Raw genomic sequence first — 15200 nt, 5'->3', positions numbered from 1 at the left:
GGCTGACAGGATTTGAACCTGCGACCCCCTGACCCCCAGTCGTAAACCCTTGGTTCTGCGGGTGCCGTTACGTGCCTTCGCGTGCCGTTTCCCCTGTAGGTGCGGGGTGTTGGCGCCGTTCTGGTCCGTGCTGATCCGTCGCTGACGTTAGCAGGAGCGTTAGCAAGCGGCTCCGATGATGCGTTCCAACTGGTCAGCGAGCGCATTGCTATCGCCAGGGATGGCGTGGCTGTAAACCTGCAGCGTGATGCTCGGGTCTTTGTGGCCGAGCATCCGAGCCACAAGGTGCACGCTCGCACCGTCGCGCAGCAGCAGCGTCGCGGCCGTGTGCCGCAGACCGTGCAACGTCAGGGCAGGAGCGCCCGAGTCCTTGACCGCCCTCGCAAACGCCTTGCTGGCGTACGACGGGGCCACCGGGCGCCCGTCCGGCATGGTGAACACCAAGGCACCGGACTCCGGCTGGCTGCCGACCCAAGCAACGCCGGCCCGCAGTTGGTCCTCAGCCTGCGCCTTGCGCCACTCCCTCAGCGCAGAGCGCACGAGCTGCGGGGCGTGCACTGTCCGGGCCTCGCTGTTCTTCGGCAGATCGTAGGTTGGCCCCTTCCCCACGTCGGAGACTCCACGGGCAACGCGCACGTCACCCGACTCCACGTCCACGTCCTCCCATCGCAGCGCCAGGGCCTCGCCGCGTCGGATGCCGGTGTGCGACATGAGCACCCAGAGTGGCCACAGGCGTGTGCCGCTGGTCGCCGCGAGGAATGCCCGCAGGTCGTCCGGTCCCCAAGCCTCGGGCTCAGAGCCGGCCGCAGCCTGTCGGGGTAGCTGGACCTTGCTCCACATCGGCGGGGCCTGCAGGTGCTCTCCTACCGCGTCGTTGACGGCCTTCCGCACGATGCTGTGGGCGTAGCGCACTGTGCGAGGCGAGAGCGGGCCGCCGGCCCGGCTGCCGCTGGTGCTGACCTTGCGCCAGTGCTCACTGAGCATCGTGGGCGTGAGGGCCTGCAGCCGGACGTGTGCGATTGGGTACGGCATCACGTGGAGTCGGACCAGGTCGCTGTAGCTACTCAGCGTGTTGGGGCGCTGGTTGGTGCGGGTGTTCAGCCATTGCTGCAGCCAGTCCCCCACTGTGAGCTTGGATGGCTCGGCGTACTGGCCTCGGTGCACCTGGTGCCGCGCCGCGTCGCGGGCTTCCTTCGCCGCCCTCTGGTTGGGGAACCCACCGACCCACTTCGGCTTGGTCTTGCCTGTGGCCGGGTCTGGCACGCGGATCACGTACGACCACGTGTCACCCCGCTTGACCAGCCCGTTCCGCATCTTGCTGCTGTCTGCCATGTCCCCGCCCTTCCGACCAGCCTGGTTAGCGAGGAACGTAGCAAGGGGCACCGACACGGCCTGTTTGCACAGGTCAACGCACCGACACCATGTGACTAGATATCAGGGTACGGGCGGTAAGTACTGCGGTACGGGCGGAAAAAATGTTGGGAGCCGATGCGGTTTAGCCACTGTCCCGCAGGTCAGCGATGGGGTCCGCGCCCAAAGTCACCACCCGGCAGGCCGATGCCCCACCCGATTAGTACTCCGCATTGTCACGCTATTACTTGGCTGTTGGCGGCACCTTGCGGCACGGTCCGGATCACGACGGGACGAACGCCGAGAGGAACCACCACCGTGACAACGACCATGAAGCGCCTGCACAACCAAGCGACCATCACCATTCCTGAAGCCGCCGAGTTGTTGGGAGTCGAGCGCAAGACCGCGTACAACGCGGCTCGCCGTGGCGAGCTGCCAACCATCACCCTCGGCCGGCGCCGGCTGGTGCCCACGCAGGCCCTGCTGGACCTGCTGGCTCGCCCTCGATGAGCCACGGCCGCATCGTCGTCCACTACAGCAACGGACTGACCGGCGCCACGACCATTGAGGAAGCTGCGGAGCGGCTGGGGGTAACCGTTGCGACATATCAACGGGTGTTCGATGAGCTGGTCTCTACTGGCTACCTGTCCGCTCGTGATGACGGTTCCTACGACGAGCAGGGGCGGCTGCTGTGATGGACGAACGGGACCGACTGCGGGTCGCTCTGCGACGAAAGGCGCTTGCTGAGGGGTGGTCAACGCTTCGTGCGCTGATCGCTGAGGACTTGGCCGAGACGGCCCGGGAGGACGGAACACACGCGCTGCGCAGCGTCGAGCAGTCAGCGGAGCGGCTGGGCGTCGGCACTGCGACAGTGAAGCGCCATCGGGGCGAACTGCTACGAGCCGGTGCGTTTGAGCTACGCCAGAAGGGCGGGCGTGGGCGCGGCGCGAATGTGTACGACTTGGCTGGTTCGGAGAGTGTTCGCGCGAACAGCAAGAGCACTTCGGACTAACTGATTAGGGGATCACTGCAGGCGTGTAGGTGATCCCCTAATCAGGGGATAGCGGATCGATTCGGGATCAATAGGGGATCACGTCCGCGCTGCACGGTGATCCGCCCCTCTAGTCCCCTAGTCCCAAAACCCCTCTACCCCCCTGGCGCTGTGGCTCGCAGGCCGCAGCCTGCCGGCTGCTGAACATGATCCCGAATCAAGGCGCCAGCAACCACAACCCCCGCTTACGCAGGCGCAGTCACCACCACGCTGGCCGTCCCTGCTAACGCCGACGCTAACGACGACCACCTCACGCACGCGTGCACCACGACGGAAATCAAGGCGCGAACGTGCGGCGACGGCGACGCTGGGCGCAACCCCGGAGCGCCGCGCGCGCTGCTAGACAAGGTGCGAACCTGCGAGCGTGATTGGGTTGAAGGGACGCCTGTGCGACAGATGTCACGCTATTACTTGGTGATTGTCGGCTGATTGCAATAGCGTTGCTGGCACGGTGGGGATACTCGCCCCGCTCTCCCTACACATCGAATGAACCCGCAGCGCGTCTGGATGCTGCGGGTTCGTTGCATTTCCAGCAAAGGACCGTGCGCGTGTGCCCACGCTGTAACCCCATATCTGCCGCGTCAGGCCTAGAGCGTTGCCGGCTGGCGGCCGGCCTCACGCTTGCGGACGTGGCAACCGAACTGGCGCGAGACCCCCGCAGCATCCGGCGCTACGAGCTGGGCCAAACCATGCCGCCGAAGCCGATCATGCTGCGCCTAGCACGCCTGTATCAGTGCCCAGTTGAGGCGCTGGTGGATTGATGGCGGATCGAACGTGTGCACCTGCCGAAGGCGAACAGGCCTGCCAACATCAAGGAGACGAGTAGATGGCTACCCCCAACGCTGCGCGGCACCGCGACCTAGAACAGCGGTTTGCCGACCTGCAAAAGCAGATCCGCGACCTGTCTGCAGTGGTGTTGCATCGCCGGCAGTTGTCCGTCACGGACGGTGACTTTGTGGTGTCCGGTGGTGGAAACATCATTGTTCGCGACAACGGCGCCGTTGCCGTGATGTTCCCTGAGGCCATCGCTGGGGACACCAACAGCACGGCGGCATACCTGGGCGACCTCAAGTCTGTGAACACCGGCGAGTACGTCGGTACGGGGATCTACGTCACGGACCACCTGAACGGCGCGGTCCTGAACGCGGCGACCGGGGCGGACGGGCTGCGTTCATCTGGACGGTTCGACGCTCACGGCAAGTCGGTGATCATGCATGGTGAGGACGACGCCACGGTGCGTGGCGACAACGTCCTGTTTCTGCAGACAGCGGCGGGCGGACAAACGCAGATCGGTCTCAGTTCCGCATCGGTCTACATCGGCCACAGCACCACGGGTAGCGCGGCCAACACACGTCTGGAGTCCAACGGGTTCCTGGCTAGGGTGACGTCGTCTCTGCGGTACAAGGCGAACGTGGAGCCGGCGAACATCGACCCGGCCAAGATCCTGGCCGTTGAGGGCCGGACGTGGCAGGACAAGGACCTGGCAGACCAGCCTGACGCCCCGAGGCATGTCGGGTTCATCGCTGAGGAACTGGACGCCGTTGGTCTGACGGAGTTCGTGGACTACGACGACGAAGGCCGACCGGACGCCATCCAGTACGACCGGCTGTCTGTCGGGTTGCTCGCGGTGGCGAAGGCTCAGCAGGCGCAACTGGACGGGCAGGCTGAGCAGATCGCTGCACTGACCAAACGCCTGGACGCGCTGGAGGCTGGCGCCTGATGGCGGGCCGGAAGCTCAGGCGGGAGCGGGACGCCGCCGTAGACGCGCTGACAGACGCGCAGGCGGTGGCTATCGCACAGGACGCAATCTCCAGCCTGAATGACAGTCAGCGCCTGCGCCTGTGGGTGCTCATATCTCGGCCCACTGGGCGTGGGGCAATCCCGAGCACCATGCAGGAGGTCCGTGCAGCCGTGGCAGAGCTACTGACGACTGACCCCGCCTCGGCGCGGAACGTCGTAGCGCTCTGTTCCCACCGGCCGGTGGTTGAGCGCGCCCTTGGGATCGCCCGAAACCCCGGCCAACAGCTCACCCGATAGTCACACAAGTCACCCACCCCGAAGGAAATCATTCGCATGAACACGACCCCGAACTCCGCCACGCACGCCGCTGCTGCAGCTAGGACGAAGGAACGAGTTGGCGACGGCAACTCTGTCACCGTCGAGCAGTTCGCGACGATGAGCTACGACGAGCGCGCGGAGTTGTTCACCGTGAATCCCGACGCGTACCGCAACCTGGCGGCTGACAAGTGAGCGCCGTGGAGACGCTGCGCAACAAGGCTGCACGGATCGCGGCGCAGCTGCGGGACGCTGAGGCCGTTGCCGAGCAGGCTGTGGCCGACCGGAAGTCCCGCAACGCTGAGCGGCGGGCGGCGTTCTGGGCTAACGCAGGAGACCGCTGCACGGCTGCGCACGAACGCCGGAGGGACGCGCGGACGGCCGTGGTGGACCTGGTAGCCGGAGGTGACCTTGTGGCGGCTCTGGCTGCCTACGGTGACTACCTCCGTCGATCGACTGAGGCCGATGTGGTCGTCAGGCTCGCGCAGGACGCCACTCGCGAGTACGTCTACTCCGAGAAACGCGCGACGGGGACCCCGGTGTCGCCCTCTGGTATGCGCCAGGACTATCCCACCGCCGAGCGGGTCGAGGTGCGCACACTGGCCTCTGAGTACGACGCGCTCCACGCCGGCCCGCCTCGTGGCCATTACGAGACGGTCTATGCGGACGGTGTTCCACACTCCGCAGGTGATCGGCCGGAGTCGTTCACCGACCTGCTTACCGCAGGCACCGGGCGTCTCACGGAGAGCCACCGGGCCGCGTTCACGGCCGAGCTGCTGGCGCCTCTCCTTGGCGAGTTGGAGCCGGAGGACTGATGGCCCGATGCCGAGAGACCACGGGGGCCGGCAACACGTTGGTGTGTTGCCGGCTTCTTGGCCACACAGATAGCGATCACCACTGGCATTGGGCCGGCTTCATGCACGGCATCGCGGATCCGCATCGTTCGGCTACCCGCGCCACGCCCCACCTGCTGGCGTGCAAGGAAGGCGAAGCCTTGGACGGGGTGACGCCGTGAAGGGTCACGGCGCCGTGAGGCAGGGAGGGAGAGGCTTTGCCGCTGTAAGCGTCGAATCTCGCACCGATGCTGCCACGCGGCATGAGTGCGACGCGCACAGCCTGCAGACGACGCTGCTGGAGCGCGAGTGGCGCCGTGGCGTGCCGGCCCGCCAGATCGCCGGGAAGTACCCCGACCTGTGGGACTCAGCTGCACACGTTGAGGCCGATGCGCACCGGCTCGGGCTGTTGAGAGATTGAGGGCCAGTGAGTAGCCACCACACAGAAGTATGGCGCCCTGTGCCGGGATATCTCGGCTACGAAGCCAGTGATCAGGGGCGCGTCATGTCGCGTCGCCGCAACCGCCCCCGTGTTCTCGACGGCCAGCCGGGACCGTGCGGCTTTCGGACCGCAAATCTGGCGCATGATCTGCCCAACGGGCGCAACCAGCGCCTGGGAAACCTTGTTGCTCTGGCGTTCATCGGCCCGCCGCCCTCCTTGGATTCCGAGTTGCGTCGGCTCGACGGGGACCCCCTCAATGATCGTCCCGACAACCTCGCGTGGGGAACGGTCGCAGATGTACGACGCGACCATGCAGCGCGAGCGCGTCGCGAAGAATCAGCGGGCGCATCAACCCATTGCCCCGATGGCCATCGGTACGCAGACAGCTGGCTCGCCAACTACGGGCAACGCGACTGTCCGACATGCCGTATCGCTTCCCAAGCCCACAAACCCAAGCAGCGCGCGGCTTTGGGTAACCGACAGAACCGTCGCCCGCGACTGTCGGTGTGCGTTGACTGCGGCATAACGATTGAGAACGGTCCGAGCGGCATGAAGGCCACACGTTGCCCCACGCATCGGTGGGTGCGTCAGCAACACACCAAGAGCACATGGGCGAAGCGGCTGCAGAAGACACGCGAACCCCGACTCTCCGCCTGCGTCGAGTGTGGCGCGGTGATCAACAACCCGAGGACTGGCCGACCCGCCAAACGCTGTCCCAAACACAGGCGGAGCGCGAAGCACTGATGGCTACCGAGCACCAGGCGCCCATGAACATCGTGCCCCCAGAAATGCCGCGACAGGTGGTGAGCTATTCGGAGCAACGCATTTCTGGCGACGAAGTGGCCACGGTAAGCGGCGTGGCCGCTGTCCGTGTGAAGGGCCGCGCGGTGGTATTCGCATCGGGCGCCGCCAGAGTCCGCGCGGACGGTCACTCAACGGTGTATGCGTTCGACGCGGCGAATGTCACCGCCAGTGGCAACGCGCGCGTCTATGCCAGCAACTATGCGGTGGTTCGGGCATACGGTTCAGCGGTCGTTGAGGCCCGGAGTCACGTAACGGTGTACGCCAACGGTAAAGCGACCGTTCGGGCATTCGGGACGGGCACGGTCGTACATGACCTGTCTCCTGATGCCAGGGTCTTCGGTGGGAGCCAGGTCGTGCCGGATGTCCATCGCCACGACGCAGCCGACTGGTGCGAGCGCAACGGCGTTACCGTCACTGACGGCGTGGCGACCTTGTATCGCGCCGTGGATGAGAACTGGCGAACCGCCAACGACGAGCTGCGGCACTGCATCGACTACACCCCTGGATCAATGCCGGTGGCACCGGATTGGAACCCCGACCTGCCGGGATCGCGCGGCGGCGGATTGTTCTTCTCACCATCGCCATTCGCGACGCTCAGTTGCGTGCCGCCTGCCAGCAAGGCACTGCGGTTCGTCTCTGCCGGGGTGCTGGTCTGCGAGCTGGTGCCGACGACGAACGTGGCCGCCAAAGCACCGCGCGTGGTCAGCCCTTCGGTGGCCGTCGATCTGGCCGGCCAACCGGTCCCGTGGCCTTAGAGCCGATCCGTCGCCGCTCCCCCGTGCGACAAGTCAGGTCGGGGTTTGCGGGGTGATGCGGCGGCGGATCACAGAAGGCGGGGCGCCCTTTGGTGACGGGGCGCCCCGCCTTCCACCTCAATCCTGGGGCGGGCGGCGACGTTGCTGCCCAAGCTCCTGGAGGTAACGCCGTTGCGCCTCGTAGGCGCGCCTCTCGCGGACGTACGGCTCTAGACGGCCCTCCGGGTCCACCTGGTCTAGGAACTGCTGCCAACGGGCGTCCCTCGCCGGCTTCGTGGCGGCCGTGCGCTCGTAGGGGTTCTGGTCCCAGCGCGCTCTGGCGGCCTTGCGGGCACGTTCCTCGCGTTCCCAAGGGGTGAGGGATGAGGTTTCGGCGCGCCTTCGGTCGGTCATAGCGGTTGACGGTAGGTGAGATTCGACGCGCCCGCGAACTGATCTGGATCGGGAATCGGCATTGTCGGAGCATTACAACTGCAATGTTCCAGCATCGCTTCCAGCATGATTTCCAACATGGCTTCGGGCTTGACTTCCAGCATCACTGGACCTAGCGTTTCGGCCATGGACACCAACACCTTGAACAGGGCACTCGCCCGCATCATCATCGCCGCAGACAGGGCCGGACTCCCGGCCACCGCCACCGCTGACGTGTGGCAGATCCGCAACCTGACCCCCGAGGGCCAATGGCAGGCGCTGTACCGCTGGGAGGTATGCATGCGGACCTGGCCCAACGCCCAGGACTTCCTAGCGGCATGACCGCCGAACAGGTACGAGAGAACCGGCTGCGCCGCATGGCCGAGCGCCAAGGGCTACAGCTGGTCAAGTCCCGCCGTAGAGACCCCCGCGCACTCGACTTCGGCACCTTCACCATCACGCGCGGAGGCGCGACCGTCGCCGGCCCTGGCCTCTCGGTCGATCAGGCAGAGGACTACCTCACGAACGGGCCGCACTAACGCTGCTGGCCGGCGTTCCTCCCGCGTTGGAGACGGGAGGGACGCCGACCATCGACGCCACCCCGCTGTTAGCGAGTACGTAGCAACAGCATTCTGGCGGCACGAAGAGAAAACGCCCCTGATCTGCATCTCCGCAGGTCAGGGGCGTTTTCTGTCGGTCGGGCTGACAGGATTTGAACCTGCGACCCCCTGACCCCCAGTCAGGTGCGCTACCAAGCTGCGCTACAGCCCGAAGCTTCGTCCGGGATCGCCGTTCGAAGCGGTCGGAAGACTACCGCAGCCGGGTGTCCGCTCCCGAATCGCCTCCCGGATCGTTCGGACGACGACGATCGCCGAGCGTCAGCGGAAGTCGCGCGACGACTGTCGCGCCTGCAAGGCGTCACCCGCACCCGGCAGCACGGTATCCAGCGGCTCGACACGGTCGGCGACCAGGTTGGTCACGCCGTCCTGCCGCTCCAGCTTGCCCCGGATCACCACCGCGACCTTGTTGCGCGCCGCCTGCCGGTGCACACGCATCACGCCCTGCGAGCAGATGACATTGAGCATCCCGGTCTCGTCCTCGAGGTTGAGGAAGGTGACTCCCCCGGCCGTGCCGGGTCGCTGTCGGTGGGTCACCAACCCGGCGACGTGCACCCGCCTGCCTGGCTCCACCTCACCGAGCTCGCCCACCGCACGGACCCCGGCCGCTGACAGGGTCGCCCGGTAGTGCTGGATCGGGTGGACGTCGGTGGAGATCCGGGTCGCCCACAGGTCGGCGAGGGTGACCTCCATGGCGCTCATCCCCGGCAGGGTCGGGGGTAGCGGCGCCGGCGTGCTGCCCGGCAACTGGTCGTCGTTCTCGGAGTAGCCCGCCATCCACAGAGCCTGACGCCGGTCGAGACCGAAGCCGTCGAATGCGCCCGCCGTGGCCAGCGCCTCCAGCTGGGCCGCGGTGAGGCCGGCGCGACGGGAGAGATCGCGGATGTCGGAGTACGGCGCCGCCTCCCGCACCGCCACGATCCGCTCGGCGAGCTCACTGCCGATGCCCTTCACCGAGTCCAGCCCGAGCCGCACGGCCAGGTTGTCGTCGTACCGATGGGGGGCGGTGCCCGCGGCGTCGCACTCCTCCAGTCCGGCCTGTGCCCCGGAGAGCGCGATGTCGGGTCGACGCACCTCCACTCCGTGCCGCCGCGCGTCGGCGACCAGGGACTGCGGCGAGTAGAAGCCCATCGGCTGGTTGCGCAGCAGGCCGGCGAGGAACGCCGCCGGATAGTGGAGCTTGAACCACGACGACGAATAGACCAGGAGTGCGAAGCTGAGCGCGTGCGACTCGGCGAAGCCGAAGCCGGCGAAGGACAGGATCTTCACGTAGATCGCGTCGGCATGGTCACCGGTGATGCCCTTGCGTGCCATCCCGGCGTAGAGCTTGTCCTTGATCCGCTCGATCCGCTCGATGCCGCGCTTGGAGCCCATCGCCCGGCGGAGCAGGTCGGCGTCGTCGTGGGTGCAGTCGCCGAGGGCCACCGCCATCGCCATCAGCTGCTCCTGGAAGAGCGGGACGCCGAGCGTGCGCTCCAGCACCGGCTTGAGGGAGGGGTGGTCGTAGGTGACCTGCTCCTGGCCGGTGGCGCGGCGGATGTAGGGGTGGACCGCGCCGCCCTGGATCGGGCCGGGACGGATCAGCGCGATCTCGATGGCCAGGTCGTAGAAGCAGCGTGGCTGGAGCCGGGGCAGGGTGCCGATCTGCGCTCGGGACTCGACTTGGAAGACGCCGATCGAGTCGGCCTTGCAGAGCATGTCGTAGACCTCGGGCTCCTCCTTCGGGATCGACTCGAGCGCCCACCGGCGACCGGTGTGCTCCTCGATCAGCCGCATCATGTGGTCGAGCGCGCCGAGCATGCCCAGGCCGAGCAGGTCGAACTTCACCAGCCCCATCGACTCGCAGCCGTCCTTGTCCCACTGCAGCACCGTGCGACCGGGCATCCGGGCCTTCTCGATCGGGCAGACCTCGCCGATCGGACGCTCGGTCAGCACCATGCCGCCGGAGTGGATGCCGAGGTGGCGCGGAGCACCCATCATCTCCTCGGCCAGCGAGACCACCTGGTCGGGGATGCCGAGCCCCTTCTCCACCTCCCTCCCCCAGCCGTCGATGGCCTTCGACCAGGCGTCCTGCTGGCCGGGTGAGAAGCCGAGCGCCTTCGCGGCGTCGCGCACCGCCATCCGAGGGCGGTAGCTGATGACGTTGCACACCTGCGCGGCGTTGCGCCGGCCGTAGGTGTCGTAGACCCACTGGATGACCTCCTCGCGCCGGTCGGAGTCGAAGTCGACGTCGATGTCGGGCTCCTCCTCGCGGTGCTCGGAGATGAACCGCTCGAACGGCAGGTCGTAGAGCACCGAGTCCACAGCGGTGATCCCGAGGGCGTAGCAGACCGCTGAGCTCGCGGCCGAGCCCCGGCCCTGGCAGAGGATGCGACGGCTGCGCGCGAACGCGACGATGTCGTGCACGATCACGAAGTACCCCGCGAAGTCCTTGCGGCAGATGACGTCGAGCTCCTTCTCGACCCGCTCCCGTGCCCGTCGTTCGAGGTCTCGGCCCGCGTAGCGCTCCGCGAAGCCGCGCTCGGTCAGCTCGCGCAGCCAGGTGTTGGGGGTGTGCCCCTCCGGGATCGCCTGCTTCGGCAGCCTGGGCGAGGCCTTGCGGAGGTCGAAGGCAAGCTCCTCGGCGAGTACGACGGAGCGGTGCACCACGTCCGAACGGTGGGGGAACCTGCCCAGCATCTCCTCACCGCTGCGCAGGTGCGCTCCACCGGACACGTCGAGCCACCCGTCGAGCTCGGCGATGCTGCGTCGCGCCCGCACCGCAGCCATCGCGGCGGCGAGCCGCCGCTGCTCCGGGGTGGCGTGGTGGACGTTGCCGGTGGCGACGGCGGGTAGCCGGCGGTCGTCCGCGATCCTCGTCAGCAGGTCGTTGACCTCGTCAGCACCCGGGTGGTCACTGACGATCAGCTCGACCACGACGTGGTCACGGCCGAAGTGGTCGACCAGCTCGTCGAGCGCGGCGGCCGCGGCCAGCGGGCCGTCGCGGTGGAGGGTCTGCCGGACGACGCCCTTGCGGCAGCCGGTGAGCACGACCCAGTGGCCGCGACCACGATCGGTGAGCTCGTCGAGGTCGTAGACCGGGCTGCCCTTCTCCGGGGCGCGGAGTCCCGCCTCGGTGATCGCGCCGGAGAGCCGGTGGTAGCCCTCCACGCCCCGTGCCAGGACCAGGAGGTGGCTGCCCGCGGGGTCGGGCACGCCGTTCTGGGAGCCGGGCAGCCCGAGGGAGAGCTCGGCGCCGTAGATCGTCGGCATGGCGTAGTCGGCGCCGGCCTCGGCGAACAGCGGGGCGCCCGCGAAACCGTCGTGGTCGGTGAGGGCGAGCGCGCTCAGGCCGAGCCGGGTCGCCTCCTTGACCAGGTCGCCCGGGGAGCTGGCCCCGTCGAGGAAGCTGAAGTGACTGTGGCAGTGGAGCTCGGCGTACGGCGTGCTCTGCTCGGGCCGGGTGACCTGCTCGGGCGCGACGCGCGGCTGCTTGCGGCGCGAGACCGGCGCCTCCATGGCCGCCGGGGCACGGCCCGAGAGGCGACGCTCCAGCTCGCTCCACGGGACGGGTGGGTTGTTCCAGCCCATGTGATCAGGCGACGAGTCGGTAGCGGCCGGGGCCGAGCTGGATGTAGCGGGGTTCGCGCCAGCCCACGGGAGCCGGGGCGGTGGCGAGATAGCGGTGGCCGGAGGGAGTGATGGTCTCGACCTGATGTCGCTCGCGGGGCTGGGAGACGACGTGCTGCCTCCAGCCGGGTGCTTGCTTGGCGTGGTTGCAGGCCTCGCACAGTCCCTGGCCGTTGTCGGCGCTCGTCTGTCCGCCTTCGTCGATCGGGGTGATGTGGTCGGCGTGGCGGACCGGGGCGTCGCACCAGGGCGTGGCGCAGATCCCGGCGCCGCGATACGCGAGCAGCTCGGCCAGTCCGTCGGGGAAGCATCGTTGCCGGCTGGTCATCGCGACCAGTCGGCCGATCGGGTTGAGGTAGAGCTGGCGGAACCATGCGCCGACACCTTGGGCTAGGGCGCGGGCGACCAGGATCCGGGCGACCTCGGCCGGCACGACCACCGGAGCGACGCCGTCGGCACGCACCTCGCCGGGAGCATGCCCGCCGGCCAGCGCGGCATCGGAGATCGTGACGTCCAGAGTCACCGGGACCGCCGGCGCCGGCACCACGCCGTCCTCGATGATGCTGGCCGAGTCAGGGAGGTCGACGCCAGTGACCCGGACCAGCAGCAGGTCGGCCATCAGCTGTCCCTTGCTCCGGGGGTCACCCGCGGACCGCATCGCCTGCGCGTCCCGGGTGAGCGCGGCGTAGGCGGCCACCGCCTGGGGAACCGGCATCAGTGCGGTCAGGTAGCCCATCGTGTCCGGCGCCGGGCGGACGGTGACCGTGCGGTCGGCCTCGGCCTGAAGGGCCCGTCGGGCAACGGCGGCTGGGTCGAGCTCAGCTGCCATCCGCCGCGCTCGGACGATCAGCTCCCTGGTGCCGACCCCGATCAGTGCAGTGGGGTCGGCACACAGCTCCTCATCGACGAACAGCCGCTGCTCGACGCTCAGGCAGGCGGTCTCCCGAGCCACTTGGTGAGCCCGGAACTCGTTCAGGGAGCCGTCCTTGAGTCGGGCCAGGGTGTGCGGCATCTCTGCGTGCGCGACCTTCGCGAACCCGACATGGAGCTGTCCGCGATGCGGGGACTCCTTGCGGGCCAACGCCACCTCACTCGCGATCCCACACCCTTGACGAGCAGCTGGCACCCCGGCAGCTGCTTGCGCGGACCGCCGCGCCGCGTCGTAGGCCATCGTCGCCTCGGCCTGCACACCACACGCTGCCGACTTCAGCATCTCCAGCGAGGAGATCAGCTCGATCTGCGCCTCCGGGTCGTCTTGCATCGCACCACTGGTGAGCAGCGCGCAGAACTCCCGCACCTGCTCGGCGGTGATGGTGGCCATGAGCCAAGAGTAGTCGAACACCTGTTCGAAGTGAATGGCAATGCGAGGCGGGATCTGGGAATCAGCCACCTTCCATCCACAGGCAGGACCGCCGAGTGCCAACGCCGCGTACCCTCCATCCGTGGACCTCGACCAGCGCGCGGCGGCCAAGGCAGCGGCGCACGCCCAGCACGGAGCCCGGCTCCGGCTCGACTGGGGACCCACCGGTGGCGGCTCCATCGCGGCAGCCGCCGACATCGCCGTCGTGGTCGACGTCTTGTCCTTCACCACGACGCTGTCGATCGCAGCGGCCCGCGGCATGCGCGTCTACCCGTTCGGCTGGAAGGACGAGCGCGCGGCCTCCTTCGCCGCGGAGCGCAACGCGAGCCTGGCGGTCGGCCGGTTCGAGGCACGGTCCCTCGATCGGCCCACGGCGAGCCTCTCGCCGGCCGAGCTCCTCAGGAGCGAGCCGGTCCCCCGGCTGGTGCTGCCCTCTCCGAACGGCTCCACCATCTGCGCCGCCCTCGAGGCGGATGTTCCGGACCTCCAGATCGTCGGCGCATCCCTCCGCAACCGCACCGCGGTCGCTAGCTGGCTGCGTCCACGCATCGCCGACGGCGCCAGTGTCGCGTTCGTCCCGGCCGGCGAGCGCTGGCCCGACGGCAGCCTGCGACCGGCCGTCGAGGACCTGTGGGGTGCAGGAGCCGTCCTCGACCTCCTCCGCGACACGATCCAGCGGGACGAGACCAGCCCCGAGGCCGAGCACGCCGCGGCGGCGTACCGCGCGGTCGTCGAGGGCGGACCCGACTGCCTCCGGGACGCCCTGCGGCAGTGCGCCAGTGGCCAGGAGCTCATCGCCGTCGGCTTCGGCGACGACGTCGAGGCGGCGGCGGAGCTGGACGGCGACGACGTCGTGCCGCTGCTGACCGCGGACGGGTTCGTCGCGGCCGGACCGGCCTGAGGCCGCCTACTTCCCCAGCAGCCTACTTCCCCAGCAGCCGGTCGATCTCGGCCAGCACACCCTTGCGGGCCTTGCCCTCGGACTCCGCCTGCCGGACCCTGCGCAGCTCGGTCGCGCTCATACCGGCCAGCTTCGGCTTGACCTGGGTCACGGTGAGGTCGGCGAGCCCTGGGATCGGCTCGACCGGCAGCCGCTGCACCTTCGCCGTGGTCTCGGTCGGGCCGGCCGGCTTGGGGGCCGCCTTCTTGGCCGTCCCCTGGGCCGGCTTCTGGCCCGACTTCTGGGCGGTCCTCTGGGCCGGCTTCCTGCGACCGGACACCAGCTTCGGCGCCTGGCGCATGCTGCCCGCGATCCGGCCGGCGGTGGTCACCACCGGCGCGACCGCAGTGGCCACGCCGGCCTCGACGTTCTTGCGCGCCTCGGCGGTCACCGAGTCGAGCACCTGGAGCAGCGCCTGGGAGTGCGCCTTGCTGCTGGTCACCAGCTGACCGACCAGCTTGTCGGCCTCGGCGCGGGTGAGCGACCCGCGCGCGACCAGCTCGTCGGCGACCTCCTGCAGCTTCGCCATCTGGATGGTCACACTGTGCTCCAGTGCACTGCGGAGCGCTTTGAGGTTCTTGGGGATCAGGTCCCCCGCACTGCCTGTCCTCGCCATGGAGAGCCTCCCGAACTCGGATAATTCGCAGCCTAGACCTGCGGCGACGGACAGCGCGAGGGTCAGTCGTACGCGGCCTCCACCTGCCACGCCCCCGAACCGGACGCACGCTCCTGCCACCTGAGCAGCCACGCCCGCCCGTCGACACCGACGACCTGGAACCGCGCCGCGCGACCACCGGCGTCCACGCCCAGCCACCACGACTCGTCGACCGGCCACGGGCCGGCCCAGGACGCCACCGGCTGCCACCGGCTTCCGGCTCGCGACGGGCCGCCGACGCGGAAGCGCCACGGCTCCCCGGTCACCAGGCCGCGCGCGCTGACCCCCACCGGTCGCCCTGACTCGTCCTCGACCGAG

Annotated in this window: 16 protein-coding genes, 1 tRNA gene and 1 pseudogene; 11 read left to right on the top strand and 7 right to left on the bottom strand. The window is 68.4% G+C overall.

All coding sequences use genetic code 11. The annotated features are described in order from the left end of the window. Positions 1-159 precede the first annotated feature (159 nt). Positions 160-1332, bottom strand: a complete 1173-nt coding sequence (locus E7Z54_RS01540; protein WP_136431096.1) for a tyrosine-type recombinase/integrase — start codon at positions 1330-1332, stop codon at positions 160-162. Positions 1333-1680: 348 nt separating this feature from the next. Between E7Z54_RS01540 and E7Z54_RS01535 the strand changes: the two genes are divergently transcribed. The 8 genes from E7Z54_RS01535 (at position 1681) to E7Z54_RS01505 (ending at position 7290) form a co-directional block, all read left to right on the top strand. Continuing rightward, on the top strand, positions 1681-1860 hold the full coding sequence (locus E7Z54_RS01535; RefSeq protein ID WP_136431123.1) for a helix-turn-helix domain-containing protein: 180 nt from the start codon (positions 1681-1683) through the stop codon (positions 1858-1860). After that, entirely contained in the window at positions 1857-2045 is a 189-nt protein-coding gene (locus tag E7Z54_RS01530; protein WP_136431094.1) for a hypothetical protein, read from the top strand. The genes E7Z54_RS01535 and E7Z54_RS01530 overlap by 4 nt, the downstream gene beginning before the upstream one ends. 898 nt (positions 2046-2943) lie before the next feature. After that, positions 2944-3162 (top strand): helix-turn-helix domain-containing protein, encoded by a 219-nt coding sequence (locus E7Z54_RS24130; protein WP_346763526.1) that lies wholly within the window; start codon positions 2944-2946, stop codon positions 3160-3162. A 65-nt stretch (positions 3163-3227) separates the two neighbouring features. Beyond that, the gene (locus E7Z54_RS01520) at positions 3228-4121 is read left to right on the top strand and encodes a tail fiber domain-containing protein (RefSeq protein ID WP_136431090.1); all 894 of its coding nucleotides are present in this window, start codon (positions 3228-3230) and stop codon (positions 4119-4121) included. A 353-nt stretch (positions 4122-4474) separates the two neighbouring features. Then, positions 4475-4651, top strand: a complete 177-nt coding sequence (locus E7Z54_RS22815; RefSeq protein ID WP_168798110.1) for a hypothetical protein — start codon at positions 4475-4477, stop codon at positions 4649-4651. A 5-nt stretch (positions 4652-4656) separates the two neighbouring features. Beyond that, the gene (locus E7Z54_RS01515; RefSeq protein WP_136431088.1) at positions 4657-5271 is read left to right on the top strand and encodes a hypothetical protein; all 615 of its coding nucleotides are present in this window, start codon (positions 4657-4659) and stop codon (positions 5269-5271) included. A gap of 445 nt (positions 5272-5716) precedes the next feature. After that, on the top strand, positions 5717-6475 hold the full coding sequence (locus E7Z54_RS24305; protein WP_136431086.1) for an NUMOD4 domain-containing protein: 759 nt from the start codon (positions 5717-5719) through the stop codon (positions 6473-6475). Between the two features lie 23 nt (positions 6476-6498). Further along, positions 6499-7290, top strand: coding sequence for a hypothetical protein (locus E7Z54_RS01505; protein WP_136431084.1), 792 nt, complete (start codon positions 6499-6501; stop codon positions 7288-7290). Positions 7291-7679: 389 nt separating this feature from the next. Here the strand turns inward: E7Z54_RS01505 and E7Z54_RS22810 are convergent, their stop codons facing one another. After that, positions 7680-7826, bottom strand: coding sequence for a hypothetical protein (locus E7Z54_RS22810; protein ID WP_168798108.1), 147 nt, complete (start codon positions 7824-7826; stop codon positions 7680-7682). A 22-nt stretch (positions 7827-7848) separates the two neighbouring features. Here E7Z54_RS22810 and E7Z54_RS01500 point away from each other — a divergent pair, with 22 nt between their 5' ends. Continuing rightward, positions 7849-8043 (top strand): hypothetical protein, encoded by a 195-nt coding sequence (locus E7Z54_RS01500; RefSeq protein WP_136431082.1) that lies wholly within the window; start codon positions 7849-7851, stop codon positions 8041-8043. Beyond that, a complete protein-coding gene (locus E7Z54_RS01495; RefSeq protein WP_136431080.1) occupies positions 8040-8240 on the top strand; it encodes a hypothetical protein in 201 nt (66 codons plus the stop codon). Before E7Z54_RS01500 ends, E7Z54_RS01495 begins: the two co-directional genes overlap by 4 nt. 158 nt (positions 8241-8398) lie before the next feature. Here E7Z54_RS01495 and E7Z54_RS01490 read toward each other — a convergent pair. From E7Z54_RS01490 to E7Z54_RS01480, 3 genes are all read right to left on the bottom strand, one after another. Then, positions 8399-8472 (bottom strand) — tRNA-Pro (locus E7Z54_RS01490). Between the two features lie 107 nt (positions 8473-8579). Beyond that, the gene (locus tag E7Z54_RS01485) at positions 8580-11888 is read right to left on the bottom strand and encodes an error-prone DNA polymerase (RefSeq protein WP_136431078.1); all 3309 of its coding nucleotides are present in this window, start codon (positions 11886-11888) and stop codon (positions 8580-8582) included. Between the two features lie 4 nt (positions 11889-11892). After that, complete coding sequence (locus tag E7Z54_RS01480) at positions 11893-13248, bottom strand: HNH endonuclease (protein ID WP_168798107.1); 1356 nt, start codon at positions 13246-13248, stop codon at positions 11893-11895. Between the two features lie 121 nt (positions 13249-13369). On the opposite strand from E7Z54_RS01480, the gene E7Z54_RS01475 reads away from it, so the two are divergent. Next, positions 13370-14188 carry a 2-phosphosulfolactate phosphatase gene (locus tag E7Z54_RS01475; RefSeq protein WP_240769459.1) on the top strand — a complete coding sequence of 273 codons (819 nt, stop codon included), beginning with the start codon at positions 13370-13372 and terminating at the stop codon, positions 14186-14188. Positions 14189-14210: 22 nt separating this feature from the next. Here E7Z54_RS01475 and E7Z54_RS01470 read toward each other — a convergent pair whose 3' ends face one another. Together E7Z54_RS01470 and E7Z54_RS01465 are read right to left on the bottom strand one after the other, a co-directional pair. After that, positions 14211-14843: a hypothetical protein gene (locus E7Z54_RS01470; RefSeq protein ID WP_136431072.1), complete on the bottom strand. Its 633-nt coding sequence runs from the start codon at positions 14841-14843 to the stop codon at positions 14211-14213. Between the two features lie 62 nt (positions 14844-14905). Beyond that, a pseudogene (locus E7Z54_RS01465) lies at positions 14906-15200 on the bottom strand (hypothetical protein); the annotation flags it as partial.

The organism is Nocardioides sp. (genome assembly GCF_004803405.1).
GTDB lineage: Bacteria > Actinomycetota > Actinomycetes > Propionibacteriales > Nocardioidaceae > Nocardioides > Nocardioides vastitatis.
This window is presented reverse-complemented; position numbering and strand designations above follow the sequence as displayed.

Bases quoted from the DNA above. Each gene is read 5' to 3' on its own strand.
- E7Z54_RS01485 (WP_136431078.1), bottom strand. From the start codon at position 11,888: ATGGGCTGGAACAACCCACCCGTCCCGTGGAGCGAGCTGGAGCGTCGC.
- E7Z54_RS01495 (WP_136431080.1), top strand. From the start codon at position 8,040: ATGACCGCCGAACAGGTACGAGAGAACCGGCTGCGCCGCATGGCCGAG.
- E7Z54_RS22810 (WP_168798108.1), bottom strand. From the start codon at position 7,826: ATGCTGGAAGTCAAGCCCGAAGCCATGTTGGAAATCATGCTGGAAGCG.
- E7Z54_RS01505 (WP_136431084.1), top strand. From the start codon at position 6,499: ATGAACATCGTGCCCCCAGAAATGCCGCGACAGGTGGTGAGCTATTCG.
- E7Z54_RS01500 (WP_136431082.1), top strand. From the start codon at position 7,849: ATGGACACCAACACCTTGAACAGGGCACTCGCCCGCATCATCATCGCC.
- E7Z54_RS01470 (WP_136431072.1), bottom strand. From the start codon at position 14,843: ATGGCGAGGACAGGCAGTGCGGGGGACCTGATCCCCAAGAACCTCAAA.
- E7Z54_RS01520 (WP_136431090.1), top strand. From the start codon at position 3,228: ATGGCTACCCCCAACGCTGCGCGGCACCGCGACCTAGAACAGCGGTTT.
- E7Z54_RS01540 (WP_136431096.1), bottom strand. From the start codon at position 1,332: ATGGCAGACAGCAGCAAGATGCGGAACGGGCTGGTCAAGCGGGGTGAC.
- E7Z54_RS22815 (WP_168798110.1), top strand. From the start codon at position 4,475: ATGAACACGACCCCGAACTCCGCCACGCACGCCGCTGCTGCAGCTAGG.
- E7Z54_RS01535 (WP_136431123.1), top strand. From the start codon at position 1,681: ATGAAGCGCCTGCACAACCAAGCGACCATCACCATTCCTGAAGCCGCC.
- E7Z54_RS01480 (WP_168798107.1), bottom strand. From the start codon at position 13,248: ATGGCCACCATCACCGCCGAGCAGGTGCGGGAGTTCTGCGCGCTGCTC.
- E7Z54_RS01530 (WP_136431094.1), top strand. From the start codon at position 1,857: ATGAGCCACGGCCGCATCGTCGTCCACTACAGCAACGGACTGACCGGC.